This is a genomic window from Martinezella rhizogenes (assembly GCF_007002745.1).
Classification (GTDB): domain Bacteria; phylum Pseudomonadota; class Alphaproteobacteria; order Rhizobiales; family Rhizobiaceae; genus Agrobacterium; species Agrobacterium cucumeris.
On sequence record NZ_SGNY01000010.1, the window covers coordinates 158222 to 177451 of the forward strand.

Here is a 19230-nt window from a genome sequence, read left to right on the forward strand (position 1 = left end):
TTGAAAATCATTCAATAATATTACTGTTACATTCTTAAATAATATTTAAGGATAAAGATGCTGCCAGTTGAGTTCGATTGAAAAACTCAAACTGAATTTAAACCAGCTTTCGTTTCTTTCCGCAGCCGTTTCCCTCTGCCAAAGGGCCATTGGGCGGGCGTAACAATCGCGTATTATTCCTGTTTATACTCTGGCCATCAGACGAATCGGCTAAGGCTGTCCTTTGCAGATACGTTGCGGCTTGCCGGTATTTCCGGGAGAAACCATGATCGATGTCGTAACCGCACTCGCCGTGTGGGCCTATATTGCCGGATTTCTGTTTTTGACGGCGCGGCTGGCAAGGCAGACGGGCGAGCCGATCTGGCTCTTCGCAAAGGATCGCGAACGACAGGCCGTTCCCGCCATGCTCTTTCGCCTCGCTTTTTTCCTTGGCGCTCTGCTGCCGCTCGTCACCCTGTGGCTGGAGCCGCAAAATCCGGTCTGGCTTCTGAGCCGCAGCGATCTTGGCACCGCAACCCGGATTGGCGGCATGGCGATGGTGCTGGCCGGCGGCCTGATCGCGCTTTATGCGCAAAACCATATGGGCCGGTCATGGCGCATCGGCGCGGCCGAGGGTCATCTTGGCACAATCGTCGACAGCGGCCCTTTCGGCCACTCCAGAAATCCCGTCTTTGTCGGCCAGATCGTGCTGTTTGCCGGGCTGGTGCTGGTGTTTCCATCGGTTCTACAGCTTGTTGTCGCCATCGCTCTTGTCATCGCCGTGTCGCTGCAGGTCACTATTGAAGAACGTGTGCTGACGAAAGAGCTTGGTCCGGCTTATGAGGCCTATCGGCGCCGGGTGCGGCGCTGGCTGTAACGGCCGCCAAACCGAAGCCGTGGCGCGGCCTTCAGCTTTTTCGGAACATTCGTCTCCGACAAGCATTTTATGCCGAATGGGGGGCCGGCCACGGGCCGGCAAATTTCCTTGCCTGTTCAGGCAAGACGAAAATCAGTTCCAACCTGGAGGAGCAAGCAGATGAAAAAGAACACGATCTGTATCTGGTACGACAAGGACGCCGAGGCCGCCGCCAGATTTTACGCCGAGACCTTTCCCGACAGCGCGGTAACCGCCGTTCACCACGCGCCGAGCGATTACCCCTCCGGCAAGAAGGGCGATGTGCTGACGGTGCAGTTCACCGTGGCCGGCGTATCCTGCATCGGTCTGAATGGCGGTTCCGCCTTCAAACAGACCGAGGCTTTCTCGTTCCAGATATCGACCGAAGATCAGGAAGAGACCGATCGCTACTGGAATGCCATCGTCGGCAATGGTGGCGAGGAAAGCGCCTGCGGCTGGTGCAAGGACAAATGGGGTGTCTCCTGGCAGATCACTCCACGCGTGCTGATGGACGCCATGGCTGCCGGCGGCGCTGAGGCCAAACGTGCCTTCGAGGCGATGATGGATATGAAGAAAATCGACGTCGCCGCCATCGAAGCCGCACGCCGCGGTTGACGCGGACGGCTTACTCAGCAGCAAGTAGCGAAGCGATATTTCAAACGTAAGTCGCTAAAATATAAGGGAAAATTCGGATTTTCCGGTTTTATCACACTTTTCCCGCCGCGCAGATCGCCCTGCGCGGCAAGTCATCATAAAACGTTCAACAAAATGTAAGCGATCCGTCAAAGACGGCTGTTAGCAGAGCCCGTGGCTTCGTGCTGGGAACATGATGTTCTTGCCGATCAGGCCATTATTCCATCAACGGGGCTCAACTCATGAAATCTTCCGCTCTGACCTCTTTCGTGGCCGGCGTCGCCATTGCCGCCGCCTTCGGCGCCACGGCTGCCCACGCAGAAAAGACCAAGTTCGAATTCTGGTACGGCCTTTCCGGCGATCTTGGCGATCGCGTTCAGGAAACCTGCAAGAAGTTCAACGACTCGCAGGCTGAATTCGAAATCGTCTGCACCTCGCAGAATGATTACGACGCCACGCTGCAGAACACCATCGCCGCCTATCGCGCCAAGAAGCAGCCCGCCATCACCCAGATCTATGATGCCGGCACGCTGGACATGATGCTGTCCAAGGCTTTCGTTCCCGCCAAGAAGCTGATGGCCGACAACGGCTACAAGATCGACTGGGACAATTATTTCCCCGGCATCGCCAACTATTATGCCACCGCTGCGGGCGAGCTGAACTCTTTCCCTTATAACTCCTCGACCGCGATGTTCTATTACAACATCGACGCTTTCGAAAAAGCCGGCATCACCTTCAAGCCGGACACCTGGGAACAGGTTCAGGAAGCCGCCACGAAGCTCAAGGCCGCCGGCTTTGAATGCCCGCTGGCCTTCAACTTCGACACCTGGATGCTGATGGAGCAGTTCTCGGCCATCCACAACCAGCCGATCGCCACCAAGGGCAACGGTTACCAGGGCCTCGACGCCGAACTGACGATCAACAAGACGAAGTTTGTTGATCACGTCAAGTTCTTCAAGAAGATGCAGGACGAGAAGCTGTTCGTCGTCAAGACCAAGCAGCTCGGCATGGACATCCTGCCCGCCTTCACCTCGCAGACCTGCCAGATGTTCATGACCTCGATCGCCAATCACGGCACCGTCGCCAAGACCATGCCGGAAGGCGTGAAGTGGGACGTTGCCATGCTGCCGGTCTGGAAGGGCACCGAACGTCATAACTCGCTGGTCGGCGGGGCGTCGCTGTGGGTCATGGCCGGTCGTCCGGACGCCGAATACAAGGGTGCAGCCGCGTTCCTGAACTTCATCGCCCAGCCGGAGATGGTTCAGTGGTGGTCGACGGTCACCGGTTACATCCCGGTCACCAAGACCGGCTTCGACGCCATGAAAGCCAATGGCTTCTATGACAAGGCTCCCTATAAGGGCCGCGAAAAGGCGATTGAAAGCCTGACCTTCACGCCGCCTTCGGAATATACCCGCGGTATCCGCCTTGGCGGTTTCACGCAGATCCGCAAGGAAGTCGCCACCTCGCTCGAAGCGATCTTCATGCAGAATGCCGATATCCAGGCTGAACTCGACAAGGCTGTCGAGCGCTCCAACGCCGGCCTGCGCCGCTTCGAAAAGACCTATGCCGGCGCCAAGCTGAACTAAGTTTCTGCAAATTTTCTAAAGACTTGCCCGCAAAGCTTCAAGCTTTACGGGCAAGTCCGCCCATTTCTCCAGCATTGCCGGTTTTTTCATGGAAAAGCGCGCCGTCTTCAAAAGCACGTGGTTGCCCGTGCTGTTCGCCCTGCCGCAGCTTCTGCTGATCTTCCTGTTCTTCTATTGGCCCGTGGCAGCGGTCATCAACTGGGCCTTCACGCTCGAACCGCCCTTCGGCGGCGCTGCGGAATTTGTCGGCCTTGCCAATTTCGAGGAAACCTTCCTCGATCCGCTTTACTGGCAATCCGTGCTGGTCAGCATGGTTTTCGCCATTGCCGGCCCGTTCTTCACCATCCTCATCGGCCTCGTGCTGGCGCTGTGCGTCGATCGCGCCCTGCCCGGATCCGGTTTCTTCCGGGTGCTTTATATCCTGCCCTATGCCATCGCGGGTCCTGCCGCCGGCATGGCCTTCCGCTTCATCCTGTCACCCGAGCGTGGTCTCGCCGCCTCCCTCAACGCCTGGTGGCCGGATATCTGGAACCCGGCCAAATACGGCGAACACGCACTGATCCTCGTCATCGTCATCTTCATCTGGAAATGGGCCGGATACACCTTCATCTTCCTGTTTGCCGGCCTGCAATCCGTTCCGCGCTCGCTGACGGAAGCCGCCGCCATGGACGGTTCCGGCCCCATCCGCCGCGCCATCGATATCCAGGTGCCGCTGCTCGCGCCGACCCTGTTCTTCCTGACCGTGATCATGATGACCGAAGGCTTCGTCGGCGCCGACACGTTCGGCATCGTCGCCACCACCACCGAAGGCGGCCCCAACCGCGCGACGGAAGTGATGGTCTACCGCATCGTCAGCGAAGCCTTCGAGGGGCTGAACTATTCCGGCGCCTCGGCGCAGAGCCTCGTCCTCATCGGCCTCATCATGGTTTTCACCTTCATCCAGTTCCGCTTCGTCGAGCGGCAGGTCCATTACAAGTGAGGCGGCGATGATCCAGCGCACCCCCTATGCCGACGCCCTGACCTATATTCTGATGGTCGCCGGTTTCCTTCTGCTCATCGGCCCCTTCGTCGTCATCATCGCCGGAGCGAGCCAGACGATAACCCAGGTCAACAGCGTACCGTTCCACTTTATGCCGCAGGGCGAGTTTCTCGCCAATGCCGAGACAGCCTGGAAACGCGCCAATCTCGGCAATGCGCTGTGGAACAGCATGATCATGGCGACGCTCGTCACGATCGGCAAGGTCGCGCTTTCGGCGTTTACCGCCTTCGCCATCGTCTTCTTCCGCTCGCCGCTCAAACATCTGTTCTTCTGGACGGTGTTCATCACCCTCATGCTGCCGCTCGAAGTGCGCGTCGTGCCGACTTATTCGGTGGCGGCCGATCTTTTTCAGCCGTTCCGTTCCATTCTCGGCCTGTTCGGCATCGAGGTGACGGTGGAGTGGAACCTTCTCAACTCCTATGCGGGCCTCACCCTGCCGCTGGTCGCCACCGCCACCGGCACCTTCCTCTACCGGCAGTTCTTCATGACCATCCCGGACGAGCTGGCGGAGGCCGCGCGCATGGACGGTTCGGGCGCGATACGTTTCTTCGTGGAGATGCTCCTGCCATTGTCACGCACCAACATGGCGGCGCTCACCACCATCATGTTCGTTTATGCCTGGAACCAGTATCTCTGGCCGCTCCTGATGGTCACCGACCCTTCCTACAAGACGGTGATGATGTCGCTACGGGCGCTGTTGCCCGCCGAAGACGGCACGCCGGACTGGAACGTCACGCTCGCCGGCTCGCTCATCATCATCACACCGCCGCTTCTCGTCGTGGCCTTCCTGCAACGCTGGTTCGTCCGCGGTCTCGTTTCGTCCGAGAAGTGACGGCGCGCGGTTTTCAACAACAAGGTTTCCCATCATGGCTCAGATCGATATCCGCCAGGTCCGCAAATCCTACGGCAAGACACCCACCCTGCATGGCGTGGATCTCTCTTTCGAATCCGGCGAATTCGTCGTCATCCTCGGCCCCTCGGGCTGCGGCAAATCCACGCTTCTGCGCATGATCGCCGGGCTGGAAGACATTACATCAGGTGAAATCGCCATTGGCGGGCGCGTCGTCAACAGGCTCGAGCCGCGTGAACGCGGCTGCGCCATGGTGTTCCAGAATTATGCGCTTTACCCGCATATGTCGGTCGCCAGCAATATCGGTTATGCGCTGAAGGTTGCCGGCGTCGCCAAGGCCGAGCGCCTGCGCCGCATCGAAGAAACCGCAAAGATCGTCGGCCTTACCGATTTTCTGGAACGCAAGCCGGCCGCCCTTTCCGGTGGCCAGCGCCAGCGCGTCGCCATGGCCCGCGCGATCATCCGCGAACCGCAGGTGTTCCTGTTCGACGAGCCGCTCTCCAACCTCGATGCCAAGCTGCGCGTCACCATGCGCGCCGAAATCCGCAAGCTGCACCAGCGCCTGTCCGCCACCTCCGTTTTCGTCACCCATGACCAGGTGGAGGCGATGACGCTGGCCGACCGGCTGGTGGTGATGAACAAGGGCAATGTCGAGCAAGTCGGCCATCCGCTCGACATCTATCATCGCCCGGCCACCACCTTCGTCGCATCCTTCATCGGCTCCCCGGCGATGAACCTGTTCACGACAAGGGTCGAAGTCGAATCACCTGCCGTGATGCTGGGCGGCGCGGCGGTCAGGCTCTTCCCTGAGACCGGTCTCGAACTGCGCGGCCGCGACGTGACGGTCGGCATTCGCCCGGAACATTGCCTTGTCAGCAAGGAAGAGGGTGCTGGCGTACCGGCGATCGTCGATTTCGTCGAAGAACTCGGCTCCGGCCGCATCGTGCATGCCGAGATCGCCGGCGAAACCTTTTCCGCCGCAATCGGCGAAGACCTTTCGGTCAAACCCGGCCAGCGCATCCACCTCACCATGCCGCCTGCGCACCTGCATTTCTTCGACCCGGCTACCGGCAAGAGGATCGAAACGGAAGGAGCGGCCGAGGCCAGTAACGTCGGCAAGGAGGCATTGCTGGCGGTCTAAAAGACAAGGCCTTTCGGCTTACCCCTTCACGCCTGACGAAATCATGATGGCCTCCGTCACGCGGCGCTGGAAGATGACGTAAGCGATGATGACCGGTAGTGCTGCCAGCATCGCAACGGCCATCAGGCGGGCATAAGCGACACCGAAGGCGTCGTTGACCTGGGTGATGCCGACGGGGATCGTCATCATGTTTTCCGAGGTGACGACGAGGAACGGCCAGAAGAAGGCGTTCCACACCGAAATGAAGGTCACGATCGCCATGGCGGTCGTGATCCCCCAGTTGAGCGGCAGATAGACCCGGAACAGGATCGTGTATTCGCCGCCGCCATCCAGCACCACGGCTTCGCGCATCTCCTTCGGCACGCTGTCGAAGAACTGCTTGTAGACGATGATGACGATGGGGGTGATGAGCTGCGGCAGGATGATGCCGGCCCAGGTGTTGATGAGGTTGAGGTTCTTCATCAGGATGAATTGCGTGACGACAAGCGTCTGCGCCGGCACCATGAAACTTGCCAGCACGATGCCATAGAGCAGCCGCCGTCCCGGAAAGCGGATCTGCGACAGCGCATAGGCGCACAGCATGGAAATGAACAGGACGGAGACCGTGACGATGACAGCGGTGCCGATGGAATTGACATACCAGGTCAGCAGCCGCGTGTTGAAGATGGCGTTCACATAGGCACCCAGCTGGAACTCATCCGGCAGCAGCGATGTGTTGCCGGCGACATTTTCATCGGAGCGAAGCGACGTGACAAAACTCCAGTAGAGCGGAAAAATCCACACCAGCGCCGCCGAAAAGGTCAAAAGGGTGAGAACAATATTCTCGAGTTTTCGGGTCGGGCTCATGAGTTCCTCCGGATGCGCAGCAGCTGGAACTGAAGAACGGAAACGATGACGATCAACAGGAAAAGCACGGTCGCGACGGCCGAGGCATAACCGCCATTGTTCATCTGGAAGGCCTCCCGGTAGACCTTGAGGAGAAGCACAAAGCTGGAATTGAAAGGGCCGCCGCCGCTCAACAAGTAAATCTGGTCGAATATCTTCAGTTGCAGGATCAGTTGCAGCGTCAGGACAAGGGCCGTCACGGGCCACAGAAGCGGCCAGGTGACGCGGCGGAAGCGTTGCCAGGTCGTCGCGCCATCCAGTGCCGCCGCTTCATAAAGTTCGGCCGGAATATTGCGCAGGCCGGCAATGAACAGCAGCACGTTAAAACCGTTCGTCCACCAGATGGTGACGACAGCGACCATCGGCATCACCCAATAGGGGTTTTTGAAGACGGCGACCGGCTTGCCCGCCAGCAGCGAAATGACCGGTTGCAGAACACCGAACTGCAGATCGAGCATCCATGCCCAGATCTCCGTCACCACAGAAACCGGCAGCACGTAAGGCAGGAAAAACAGGCTCATGGCGATTGTCTGCCCGATGCCCGACAGCCGGCTGACGGCAAGCGAAATCATCAGCGCGATGATGGTGGTCGGCACCACGGTCAAGAGAACGAAATAACCGTTGTTCTTCAGCGAGGTGACAAACAGCCGGTCGCCCAGCAGTTTCGCGTAGTTTTCAAACCCGACCCAGTTTCCCTCGCCGATCAGCGGCGCATCGGTAAAGCTGATGCGCACCATCTCGATCAGCGGATAAAGGAAGAAAGTGGCGAAGACGACGATGAATGGCGTCACCATCGACAGCGCGATCAGCGACTTCTTCCGCCGGTTTTCAATCATTGCCATGGAATGCCTCCGGGCCTCTGCGCATTGCGCGATGCCCTCCAGCCATCGGGGCCGGAGGGCAGGCGTGGATTATTTGAGTTTGCCCTGAAGTTCGGACTGGATCTGCTCGACGGCTTCCGCGCTGCCGACAAAACCCTGAATGGCCGGTGCGATGACGTTGAGTGCCGCGTCATAGGCCGGAGAGGCAACCCCGGTAATCGTGGTCTTGGGGTCAAACACCGCCGCCTCCGCCAGCGTGGCATAGGTGGCGTTGGGCTGCATGGCCTTATATTCGGGACTTTCGGTAATCGATTTATAGGCTGGAATATGTCCGGCATCGGCCCAGCTGATGGCGTGTTTTTCCATCCAGCCGATCACCGTCATGACGGCGGCGCGTTTTTCGCCGGAAACCGTCTTGTCACCTTCATTGGGGATGGCAAAAGCATGGGAATCCGCCCAGGTGGCGCGTTTGCCCATCAAAGGCGGCACTTCCACCGCGCTCCATTTGAAACCGAGCTTGCCGTTCTTTTCCAGATCCTTGTAAGTCGGCACTTCCCAGACGCCATTCAGCTGGAAAGCAGATTTGCCGGCGGAAAACAGCGCCACCGAGGCCTCATATTCCGCCTGTTCCGGCGCCCAGCCGTTTTCCCGCCATCTGGACATGGTGTCGATGGCTTTGGTGGCCTTTTCGGCATTGTCGCCGGCCAGAACCTCCTTGCCGGTGACGAGTTCGCCACCCTGCTGCGACAGCAGCGTGTAGAACACCCGCCACACTCCGCCTTCACCGCCCGACTGATAGGTGATCGGCGTCTCAACGCCATTTTCCTTCGCCCAGGCGAGCGCCTTTTCGAAATCCTCGATCGTCTTTATGCCGGTCAGCTTGCCTTCGGCATCGAGATAGGGAGAGCCCTTCAGAAGATCGGCGTTGTAATACAGAACAAGGGCGTGAATATCGAACGGCACGGCATAAAGCTTGCCATCCTGGGTGGCCGCCTCCACCGGCGCGCTGAAGAAGTCTTCCGTCTTCAGCCCGGCATCCTCAAGATCCTTCGCGGTGATTTCGCTCAGCACTTTTTCTTCAAGGCCAAGCGGCGCGCGCGACAGGTGATAGGTCATGATATCCGGCCCAGAACCCACCGCAGAGGCCGTTCTGACCTTGGTGTAAAAGGGAACGCCCCATTCCAGCGTCGTGCCCTTGATCTGGATATCGGGATGTTCCTTGTTGAAGGCCTCGATCAGCGCTTTCATGCGCACGCCGTCACCACCGGCCAGAAAGTCCCACCAGATGATATCCTGCTTGGCAAGCGCCGGCATGGCGGTCAAACCCAGAACCGTGCCGATAAGCAATGTCTTGATCAATCGCATCGTCATTCCTCCCGTTTCTTGAAACACCCCGTCAGGGGATGGTTTGCTGCATCGAAAGGCGCCTCCTCGCGCCTATCGCAACCTTTTGCCGTCGCTGTCGAAAACCAGAATCCTGTCCGGCGAGGCGCTGAGCGAGACGGACCGGCCATCCAGTTGCTCGCGGGAGCCCTGCCGCTGCACGATAAGCTCCTTTCCCGCCCCGGTGCGGGTGTAGAGGTAAGACAGATCGCCAAGCTCCTCGGCCACCTCGACGATTACGGGCAAGACGCCCTCATCCGTGATCGCCAGATGTTCCGGCCTGATACCGATCTCCAGCCGCTGGCCGGGCGACACCGGCTGCGACAACCGCGCTTCGAGAGGCCGCTCGCCGCCTTCGAGCACAAGCGTCACGCGGCCATCGCGCTGTTCCACCACATCGGCCTGCAGGAAATTCATCGCTGGCGATCCGATAAAACCCGCCACGAAACGATTGTCGGGATCGTCATAAAGCGTCAGCGGCGCGCCCGCCTGCTGCACGATGCCGCCCTTCAGCACGAAAATCCTGTCGGCAAGCGTCATCGCTTCCACCTGGTCATGCGTGACATAGATCATCGTCGCGCCGAGCTTGCGGTGCAGCCGCGTCAGTTCCAGCCGCATCTGCACGCGCAACTCGGCGTCCAGATTGGACAGGGGTTCATCGAACAGGAACACTTTCGGCTGCCGCACGATGGCGCGGCCGATGGCCACACGCTGCCTCTGGCCGCCTGAAAGCTGGGAGGGCCTTTTGTGCAGATGCTCGTCAAGCTGCAGGATACGGGAGGCCTCACCCACCCTCTCATTCACCTCCGCCTTCGGCCGGCGGGCAAGCCGCAGGCTGAAAGCCATGTTCTCGAACACCGTCAGATGCGGATAGAGCGCATAATTCTGGAAGACCATCGCCACGCCGCGATCCGCCGGTTCGACCGCGGTGACATCACGGTCGTCAATGGCGATGCGGCCGCCACTGGTTTCCTCAAGCCCGGCGATCATGCGCAACAGGGTGGATTTTCCGCAACCGGAAGGCCCCACGAACACCGCGAAGCTGCCGGTCGGGATTTCCATCGAGACGTCCCGGATCGCTGCGAACGATCCGAAGGACTTGGCGATATTGTTGAGACGGACACCCATCACCGCCTCACTGAACCTTCAGGCGCAGCACATGGTAGGACAGGGCCGGCACGGAGCCTTTGAGTGCCCCATCCTCGACAGCGACGCCACTGCCCGGCACCGGCACGACGCGGTCGGGCTGGTCGGGGCCATTTCCAACCCGCAGGTCATATCCCGCCATCGCAAGATGCAGGCTGAGGGTGGCGGATGAAAATCCGGTGAGGCTGACATTGATCTCCGCCGCCTCGGTGAGATGGCGGTTGAGGACAAACAGCGTCACCACGCCTTCTTCCTCGCTGAAGACCCCGGCAACATCGAGATATTTGACGTCGTCAGCAGCGTTGCAATCGTAGGTCGGGCAATCCACTGCAACATTCAGCGCAACACCACGGCCATAAAGCGAGGCAAACTGATAGGGGTAATAGATCGTCTGGCGCCAGGCCGGCCCGTTCTTTTCCGCCCGGATGGGGGCTATGACGTTGACGAGCTGGGCGATGCAGGCGATGCGTACCCGGTCTGAGCGGCGAATGAACTCATTCAGCAGACCGGCAACGAAGAGCGCATCCTCGAAATTATAGGTCTCTTCCAGCAGGGCCGGCGCTTCCGGCCAGTCCCAGCTCTTGACGCGTTTGCTGTCGTCTTCGCGGATGTGATACCAGACGTTCCATTCGTCAAAGCAGATGGAAACATCATTCTTGGCGCGCTTCTTGGCTTTCACATAATCGATGACGCCGGCAATCGTCTGGATATAACGGCCGGTCTCTTCGATCTTGCCGAAATAATTCAGCGTGTCGCGGCTGTTATTGCCGAAATATTTGTGCAGCGAGATATGATCGACATTCTCGTAGCATTCCTCCAGCACCTCGCGTTCCCATTCGGGATAGGTCGGCATGCCGTCATTCGAACTGCCGCAGACGATCGCTTCAATTGTCGGGTCGAAGCCCTTGAAAGCCTTGGCGGTTTCATTGGCGAGCCGGCCATATTCCACGGCCGTCTTGTGGCCGATCTGCCAGGGGCCGTCCATCTCGTTGCCGAGGCACCACATCTTCACGCCATGCGGTTGCTCGGTGCCGTGGCTGCGGCGCAGATCGCTAAGCTCGGTGCCACCTGGGAAATTCACATATTCAAGGAAGTTGCGGGCATCATCCAGACCACGGGAGCCGAGATTGACCGCAAGCATCATCTCGATGCCGGCCATAGAGGCCCAGTCTGCGAATTCATTGATGCCGATCTGGTTGGTTTCCTTCGACCGCCAGGCAAGGTCCAGACGAATAGGCCGCTTGTCGCGCGGGCCGATACCGTCTTCCCAGCGATAGGCCGAAACGAAATTGCCGCCGGGATAACGGATGGCGGGAATCTTCAGGTCCTGCACGAATTTCAGGACATCCCTGCGAAAGCCGTTCTCATCCGCCTGCGGATGGCCGGGCTCGTAAATCCCGCCATAGATCGCACGCCCCATATGTTCGATGAAGGCGGAATATAGGCGATCGTCGATACGCCCAATCCGGAAGTCCCGGTGGACTGAAACCCGCGCTTTCATAGGTTCTCCTCCCTGCGCATTTATATCATGAAATATGGTATAAACCATATTTGATAATATAGTTGCCGAGGGAATCCGCGCCTGTCAACCGCGAAAATCATACTTTTAAAATTTGAAGGCTCAGTCTGCCGTGCGCAGGCGCAGGACGATGTCCTGATCGTAATTTCCGAAACCCCGGCCGAAGATATTCAACCCGCCCGGATGTTTCGCATCAGCCTTGACCTCGATGCGCAGGCGGATGGAACGATGGCTCACCAGATCGATATCCGCCAGCGTCACATCCGAAATGCGGGTGCCATCGACATAGGTCCCCTGCGCCGTGATGCGCCAGGTTTTGAGCATTCCATATTGCGAACCGGAAAGTTTCCACCAATCGGGCGTAAACACACCCCGCTTGTCACCAAAGTCGCCCGGCGAGGTCCACACGCCGATCTCCCTGCCATTGACGGAAAGGGTTATGTCCGACGGCCAGTTGCTGTGCGTTCCCGGCACCTCGGAACTGACCTCCATCGAAAACTCGATTTCTTCGACGTTTCGGCCCTGAATCTTGGCATTATTGGGGAATTGATATTCCACGAAGCCCGACGTCAGCCACAAGAGCGCCGTCTTCATGCGGTCAGGATCCATGAAGGTATCGGGCACATCCAGAAGCCCGATAATACCATCAGGCGAACAGATGCCGCAGGGTGCCGTTACCGAACTCTGGGTGTAAAGACCAAGCGGCATGGCCACCGCTATGTAATTGGAGGCCGCCGGTGTCTCGGGTTTTCGGAAGGAAACGATGAGTTCGTCGCAGGTGGCGAAGCAGATTTTCTGGCTGCCCTTGCGCGCCTTGCGCGTCTCGGTTCGCAGCAGCCCCGCCTCTTCAAGAACGGCCACGCCGGCGGATACCGTGGACTGAGGCAGGTTCAGCCGCTGCGCGATCTCGTTGACATTCAGACCGCTCGTCTCGTGCAGCAGCTTCAATATCTGCACGCGGATCAAAGATGCGGCCGCTTTCAGGACATCGAATTCTTTTTCAGCATCAACCAGGAGGAAATTGGGGGCCATTCTCTAATCTTCAGATTTATCGATCCAGATCAGGATTTCTGGCTTAAATACCCTATACTTGTCCAGTGTTGTTTATCGTTCGGGCATATCTGAAGGTTAAAGACATGAAAAAGGCATCGCCGCGCAGCCTTGGCCGCGTGGCGATGCCCCTTTGTCGTCAACCGCGCTTGCGCAGGGTCCGCGTGCCGGTGTCGACAAGATTCTGCGCCGCTTCATCCACGCTGGCGCGACCGAAGGCGAGCGAATCGGCAATCGGTCGCATCACGCCGCGGTCGAACTCATTGGCGCCGATGGGGGCGGGCTCCGGATAGGGATCGAGTTTGCCGGAAAGGCTCTCGATATAATCCACCGTCTTGCGCTCGGTCTCGTTGAGGCTTGGCAACACCGCCTCACGCACCTTCTTTGCCGGCGGCACGCCGCGCTCGACACCCAGCACCTTGCCGGCATCGAGATCATTGACGAAGAAGTTGATAAACTTCGCCGCCGCTTCCGGATTGGTGGAGGTGGACGAAATGCACCAGATGAGCCCCGGCCGGTAATAATGCCCGGTCGGCTTGCCAGCCCCCTCACCCGGCAGCATGCCGATGGACAGCGTCTTCTTGTTCAGCGCCTGATAACCCACAAGCTGGTTGGAATAGGCAAAACCGATGGCGGAATTGCCAAGCGTCAAGGCGTTGGATTCGATGGTGTTGTCATCACGCGTCTGGATATCGGCGGAAACGCAGAGCTTGTCCTCGCGCAGCTTCTCCCAATAGGCGAACCATTCCTTGGCGTCTTCCTTGTTGAAGCCGATGGTGCCATCCTGAAACAGCAGCTTGCCGCGCTGGCGAAGCCAGACATCGAAGACATAGTGGTAACGCGCACCATAGGGCACCGCCCAGTAATTGCGCCGCGCCGGGCCGTTCTTCTTGAAATCGCGCGCCAGTTCCGCCAGCGCCGTCCAGGTGATCTGCCCTTCCGGCATGGAAACGCCGGCTTCCTTCATCGCTTCGGCATCATACATCATGCAGAAGGAATTGAGCCCCAGACCGACGCCGTAGAGCTTGCCGTCGATGCGGCAAAGATCGATCTCGCTCTTGCCGAAGCTGGAAAGATCAAGCGCCGAGCCGACGAACTTGTCCAGTTCCATGCAGGCGCCACGGCCGGAATAATCGGCGATGGTGGATGGTTCCAGCTGGAAGATATCGGCGACATTGCGTCCGGCCATCGAGGTCGCAAGCTTGGTCCAGTAGTCGGAGCCGGCGATCATTTCGCCGCTGACCACCGTCTGCGGATCGGCCTTCTGGTAAAGGGCGATAACGTCATTGGTGCGTTTGTTGCGATCGGCTGATCCCCACCACACGCAACGAAGCCGCGTCTCGGCCGCCAGCGCGCGGAAACCGCCCGCCGCAACCCCAAGACCGGCCAGCGCCGCCGTCACCAAAAATCCACGTCTGTCGATAGTTTGCATCTGCTCCTCCCGCGTTTTGCAAATTTTTCACTGACTACTTAATTCTTGCAAATTTTCTGTATTTGCAATATTTGCATCATAATAGATTTTTTTGCAAGCGCAGGAGACGACATGAACGATACGCCCGACATCAGCCGCCCGCGCCAGTCGGATATCGCCCAGCGCGCCGGTGTTTCCATCAGCACCGTCTCTCGTGTTCTCGCCGGGGAAAAAGGCATCAGCGCTTCGATCCAGACAAAGGTTCTGGGGGTTGCGGCGGAACTTGGCTATCCGCTGCGGCCGGTCACCAGCCAGGCCGGCGGCGTGCCGCTGGAAGGCAAAAAGGTTCTCGCCTTGATGTCCGCCGAAAGGGCAACCGGCGATATCGGCGCTTTTTATCACGATATTTTCGACATGCTGCGCAGCCTCGCCCAGACGGACGGGTTTGAACTCGATATCCGGCTGCTGCACCAGAAACAGGTGGATGACGCGCTGACACAGCGGGTCTGCGAGGCGGACGGCCTTCTTGCCATCGGCCTCGACCCTGAAGAGGAGATCATCCACCGCATCACGCAGGGAGTGCTTCAGCCGGTTCTGGTCAACAGCGCCGACCCCTCGATGACGCTGGATTGTGTTTCGCCCTCCAATTTTTACGGCGGTGCGATGGCGGCGCGGCGGCTTCTGGAACTCGGCCACCGCAAGGTCGCCTATATCGGCCCGCACCACCGCCACACCATACGCGAGCGCATGCGCGGCTTCCGCCACACCATCCTCGAACAGGAGGGAGCCATTTATGAGGAGTTCCTGCTGACAACGGTGGATAGCGGCTTTGGACAGGCGGGCGATGCGGTTCGCCAGCTATTGGCCAAAAACCCCGATCTGACAGGCATTTTCTGCATGAATGATGCGATTGCGCTCGGCGCGCTGGGGGCAGCGCAGGAGCTTGGCCTTGGCGTACCCGATGATCTTTCCATCATCGGCTTCGATGATCTGCCCTTTGCCGAACTCTCCACCCCTCGCCTCAGCACCATCCGCGTCGACCGCCGCGAAATTGCCCGCGAGGCCGTGGAACTGATGCGCCGCCGGCTGACGGAACCTTCCGCCAATGCCCGGCAGGTGCAGCTGGGTGTGCAGCTGGTGGAAGGACAGACCGCCGGACAGGCGAAAAAGACGGGAAAGGCGATACGTAATGCATGATGCGGCAAACAATGATCCGATGACCCGTTTCAATCCGCTCTATGGTAATCCGCTCAGAACCCGCGCCGATGTCAGGAAGGCGCTGGATGACAGTTTCACACCGCTTCTGCCCTATTTTTCGCAAAGCGGCGCAAGGGTGACACTCAGCGGCACTGCCGCGCATTTTGACCGGGCAGCGGCCGATCTGGAAGGATTTGCCCGGCCGCTCTGGGGCATCGCCCCGCTGGCGCTCAGCGGCGACAGCTTTGAGCATTGGCCGATTCTGGCAAAAGGCATCGCCAACGGCACCGATCCCGCCCATCCCGATTATTGGGGCGACGTGCGCCAGAAGGATCAGCGGCTGGTGGAACTTGCAGCTCTGGGCTTCGCGCTTCGGCTTGCACCGCAACATCTTTGGGAACCCCTCTCCGACACGCAGAAAGACAATGTCCGCCGCTATCTGCTGACGGCGCGCGAGCGCAATTATGCCGATAATAACTGGAAGTTCTTCCGGGTGATGGTCGACATGGCGCTCGATCATCTCGGCATAGATTTCGACCGCAGCCTGACGGAAACCTTCAAGAAGGAGCTGGACAGTTTCTACATTGCCGACGGCTGGTATCGGGACGGCGATTATCGCCGCATCGACCACTATATCGCCTTCGCCATGCATTTTTACGGCCTGATCTACGCGAAACTCAGCAAGCCTGACGATGCTTACGCCGAACGTTACCGTGAACGCGCCCGCCTGTTTGCCGGCGATTTTGCCAGCTGGTTCGATGAGGATGGCGGGGCGCTCGCCTTTGGCCGGTCCATGACCTATCGTTTCGCCTGCGGCGGCTTCTGGGCCGGCCTTGCCTTTGCCGATGAAGAGGCCCTGCCCTGGGGCGAGATCAAGGGGCTTTATCTGCAGCATCTGCGCTGGTGGGCGCAAAAACCGATCGCTGACCGCGACGGCGTTCTCTCCATCGGTTACGCCTATCCGCAACTGACCATGTCGGAAAGTTATAATTCGGCCGGTTCGCCCTATTGGGCCTTCAAGGCCTTCCTGCCGCTCGCCTTGCCGGAAAGCCACCCCTTTTGGCAGGCGGAAGAAAAGCTGCCCGAAACCTCCACCAAACCACGGCCGCTCATTCACCCCGGCATGGTGATGATGCGGACCAAAGGCAACGTCACGGCACTTTGCAGCGGGCAGGAAACCCTCTCCATGCGCGGCGGGTCGGAGAAATATGCCAAATTCGCCTATTCCTCCCGTTATGGTTTTGGTGTGGAAGTGGATGAGCGCGGCTTCAAGACCAATGGTTTTGACAATATGCTGGCCTTCTCTGACGACGGCCTGCATTACCGCGTGCGCGAAACCAACGAAACGGTTCTGCTGGCCGGGGACAATCTGCGGGCGACATGGAAACCTTTCCCCGATGTCGAGGTTGAAACGACGCTGGTTGCCGCCGGCGACTGGCACATCCGGCTGCACCGGATCACCACCGCCCGCGCGCTTTCCGTCACCGAAGGCGGCTTCGCCATCAATCGCAATGACGGCGACAGGGATGCCGTAACCGAGACAGCCGGCCAAGCATCGGCGGATTGCGGCACCGACATTTCCGCGATAATCGATCTCGGCTCCGTCATATCCCGCCAGGGCATCGCACTGAAGGCGCTGCCCAATACCAACCTCGTCAATGCCAAAACCACGGTGCCGCAATTGCGCGGGGACATTCCAGCCGGCGAAACTCTGCTTGCCTGCGCCGTTTTTGCGGGATTGACCGGGTCTGAAAGCAAAAAAGCCCTGGCAGCTGTTCCAGCGCTCCCGGATATCAAGGCGCTCGACCGCCTGTTTGCAGAGCACGGCGTCCCGGTCAGCAGCATGGCGGCGACGGGAGAGCCACGATGACGAGCCCGCTTCCGCGTCTCAGCCTTGCCATGGACCCGGAGCGGACGCAGCATGTGCTGACACCACAGGCGCTCGACAGGCTGTCACAGAGCGTCGATATCGTCGATATCAGCCGGATTCGCGACTTTCACGATCCATCGGTAAAAGACCAGCTGGAACGGACGGATATTCTCCTGACCGGCTGGGGCTGTCCCGATATCGGCGCACGGGAACTCGCGTTGATGCCAAGGCTCAAGCTGATTTCCCATGCCGCCGGCACGGTGAAATATTTCCTCTCGCAGGCGGTCTTCGAGCGCGGCATCACCGTGTGCAGCGCGGCGGAAGCCAATGCGCAGCCGGTCGCCGAATTTACGCAGGCGATGATCCTGCTTGCCGGCAAGCGCGTATTCAGCTTCCGACGGCTTTATGGAAACGATCGCGGACGCGAAAACGTCGATCGCCTGCAATCGCAGGCCATCGGCAATCTCGGCCTGACGGTCGGGGTGGTCGGCGCATCGCGCATCGGGCGTCGGGTCATCAATCTGCTGAAACCCTTCGATCTCGACATCATCCTTTTCGACCCGTTTTTAAGCGCGGCAGAGGCGGAGCGCCTTGGTGTGCGACTGGTAACGCTTGATGCGCTGATGGCAATCAGCGACGTCATTTCGCTGCATGCGCCGTCGCTGCCGCAGACCCGACATATGATCGGCGCGGAAGCGCTTGCCCGGATGAAGGACGGCGCAACCCTGATCAACACGGCGCGTGGTGCGCTCGTTGATGAAGAGGCGCTGCTGGCGGAACTGAAAACCGGGCGTATCGAAGCCGTCATCGATGTGACCGATCCGGAAGTGCCGCCGCCGGACTCTGCCTTCTACAGCCTGCCCAACGTATTCCTGACACCGCACATCGCCGGCGCCGTGGGCCTCGAACGCGCCAGGCTGGGCGACATGGCAATCGCGGAAATCGAACGCTTTTGCCAGGGTGTGGCACTTGAACAGCAGGTGCGGCCGGAACATCTGGAACTGATCGCATGAGAATCTTCGAGCCGGGCCTCTGCTCCGTCACCTTCCGCTCCCTGTCGCCGCAGGCCGTCATCGACCTTGCCGTCGCAAACGGCATCAAGGCAATCGAGTGGGGCGCGGATATACATGTGCCGTCAGGCGATCTCGAAAACGCCAGGGATGTGGCCGAGCGGACCGCCAAAGCGGGCCTGACCGTCTCTTCCTACGGCTCCTACATCTTCGCGCCGGATTTTAAGCGGGAAGATTTGACCGCCGTTCTCGAAACCGCCAAAGCGCTCGGCACCGGCCATATCCGCATCTGGCCGGGCCAACGCAAACGGCCCTCCACCGACTACTCTCCCGCCGAGCGCCGCAGGGCCACCGAGGCGCTGGCAGAGATCACCCGCCATGCGCAAGATTACGGCATGACGATCGGGCTGGAATATCACCCCAATTCACTGACGGACACCCTGCCCTCGGCCCTGCAACTGGCGCAGGATTTGGCCGTGCCCAACCTCTTTTTCTACTGGCAGCCGGCACCCGGCCTGCCGCTCGAAAAGGCTCTCGCTGAAATATCGGAAATTGGCTCACGCATCTGCCATCTGCACGTCTTCGCATGGCTTGCCGACACCAGCCGCCTGCCGCTTGCCGACCGCGCCGATTATTGGCGGTCGTGTGTCGAGGCGTTGCCGCAGAGCGAATGGACGAAACCGGCTTATGCGATGCTGGAATTCGTCAAAGGTGACGATGTCGGCCAGTTTGCGGAAGATGCGGTGGCGCTACGCGAGATCCTCGCCGGTCATACCGATTAGTGCACGATTGCAACCTCACACGCGACGTCATTC

Annotated in this window: 17 protein-coding genes; 10 read left to right on the forward strand and 7 right to left on the reverse strand. The window is 59.4% G+C overall.

Features of this window, described 5'->3' with window-relative positions:
- Positions 1–265 precede the first annotated feature (265 nt).
- The 6 genes from EXN68_RS23505 (at position 266) to EXN68_RS23530 (ending at position 6123) form a co-directional block, all read left to right on the forward strand.
- Complete coding sequence (locus EXN68_RS23505) at positions 266–856, forward strand: methyltransferase family protein (RefSeq protein WP_142843189.1); 591 nt, start codon at positions 266–268, stop codon at positions 854–856.
- Between the two features lie 159 nt (positions 857–1015).
- A complete protein-coding gene (locus tag EXN68_RS23510; RefSeq protein ID WP_046800437.1) occupies positions 1016–1489 on the forward strand; it encodes a VOC family protein in 474 nt (157 codons plus the stop codon).
- Between the two features lie 260 nt (positions 1490–1749).
- Positions 1750–3093, forward strand: coding sequence for an extracellular solute-binding protein (locus tag EXN68_RS23515; RefSeq protein ID WP_142843191.1), 1344 nt, complete (start codon positions 1750–1752; stop codon positions 3091–3093).
- Between the two features lie 88 nt (positions 3094–3181).
- The gene (locus EXN68_RS23520) at positions 3182–4072 is read left to right on the forward strand and encodes a carbohydrate ABC transporter permease (protein ID WP_046800436.1); all 891 of its coding nucleotides are present in this window, start codon (positions 3182–3184) and stop codon (positions 4070–4072) included.
- A gap of 7 nt (positions 4073–4079) precedes the next feature.
- A complete protein-coding gene (locus EXN68_RS23525; protein WP_142843193.1) occupies positions 4080–4964 on the forward strand; it encodes an ABC transporter permease subunit in 885 nt (294 codons plus the stop codon).
- A 34-nt stretch (positions 4965–4998) separates the two neighbouring features.
- The gene (locus EXN68_RS23530) at positions 4999–6123 is read left to right on the forward strand and encodes a sn-glycerol-3-phosphate import ATP-binding protein UgpC (protein ID WP_142843195.1); all 1125 of its coding nucleotides are present in this window, start codon (positions 4999–5001) and stop codon (positions 6121–6123) included.
- Between the two features lie 18 nt (positions 6124–6141).
- Here EXN68_RS23530 and EXN68_RS23535 read toward each other — a convergent pair whose 3' ends face one another.
- From EXN68_RS23535 to EXN68_RS23565, 7 genes are all read right to left on the reverse strand, one after another.
- Positions 6142–6969, reverse strand: coding sequence for a carbohydrate ABC transporter permease (locus EXN68_RS23535; RefSeq protein WP_046800433.1), 828 nt, complete (start codon positions 6967–6969; stop codon positions 6142–6144).
- Positions 6966–7850: a carbohydrate ABC transporter permease gene (locus EXN68_RS23540; RefSeq protein WP_161991467.1), complete on the reverse strand. Its 885-nt coding sequence runs from the start codon at positions 7848–7850 to the stop codon at positions 6966–6968. Before EXN68_RS23540 ends, EXN68_RS23535 begins: the two co-directional genes overlap by 4 nt.
- Positions 7851–7919: 69 nt before the next feature.
- Positions 7920–9194: an extracellular solute-binding protein gene (locus EXN68_RS23545; protein ID WP_142843197.1), complete on the reverse strand. Its 1275-nt coding sequence runs from the start codon at positions 9192–9194 to the stop codon at positions 7920–7922.
- 72 nt (positions 9195–9266) lie between these two features.
- Entirely contained in the window at positions 9267–10340 is a 1074-nt protein-coding gene (locus EXN68_RS23550) for an ABC transporter ATP-binding protein (RefSeq protein WP_142843199.1), read from the reverse strand.
- Between the two features lie 7 nt (positions 10341–10347).
- Positions 10348–11859: an arabinosylfuranosidase ArfA gene (gene arfA, locus EXN68_RS23555; RefSeq protein WP_142843201.1), complete on the reverse strand. Its 1512-nt coding sequence runs from the start codon at positions 11857–11859 to the stop codon at positions 10348–10350.
- A 120-nt stretch (positions 11860–11979) separates the two neighbouring features.
- Positions 11980–12909, reverse strand: coding sequence for an ArsR/SmtB family transcription factor (locus EXN68_RS23560; protein ID WP_142843203.1), 930 nt, complete (start codon positions 12907–12909; stop codon positions 11980–11982).
- A gap of 157 nt (positions 12910–13066) precedes the next feature.
- Positions 13067–14359, reverse strand: a complete 1293-nt coding sequence (locus EXN68_RS23565; RefSeq protein ID WP_142843205.1) for an ABC transporter substrate-binding protein — start codon at positions 14357–14359, stop codon at positions 13067–13069.
- Between the two features lie 111 nt (positions 14360–14470).
- Here EXN68_RS23565 and EXN68_RS23570 point away from each other — a divergent pair, with 111 nt between their 5' ends.
- Genes EXN68_RS23570 through EXN68_RS23585 form a run of 4 tightly spaced genes read left to right on the forward strand, consistent with a single transcriptional unit; the run spans position 14471 to position 19197 of the window.
- Complete coding sequence (locus tag EXN68_RS23570) at positions 14471–15535, forward strand: LacI family DNA-binding transcriptional regulator (protein ID WP_065116507.1); 1065 nt, start codon at positions 14471–14473, stop codon at positions 15533–15535.
- Positions 15528–17405 carry a DUF2264 domain-containing protein gene (locus tag EXN68_RS23575; RefSeq protein ID WP_142843206.1) on the forward strand — a complete coding sequence of 626 codons (1878 nt, stop codon included), beginning with the start codon at positions 15528–15530 and terminating at the stop codon, positions 17403–17405. The genes EXN68_RS23570 and EXN68_RS23575 overlap by 8 nt, the downstream gene beginning before the upstream one ends.
- Entirely contained in the window at positions 17402–18418 is a 1017-nt protein-coding gene (locus tag EXN68_RS23580) for a hydroxyacid dehydrogenase (protein ID WP_142843207.1), read from the forward strand. The genes EXN68_RS23575 and EXN68_RS23580 overlap by 4 nt, the downstream gene beginning before the upstream one ends.
- Complete coding sequence (locus EXN68_RS23585) at positions 18415–19197, forward strand: sugar phosphate isomerase/epimerase family protein (RefSeq protein WP_142843208.1); 783 nt, start codon at positions 18415–18417, stop codon at positions 19195–19197. The genes EXN68_RS23580 and EXN68_RS23585 overlap by 4 nt, the downstream gene beginning before the upstream one ends.
- The last annotated feature ends 33 nt before the right edge of the window (positions 19198–19230 follow it).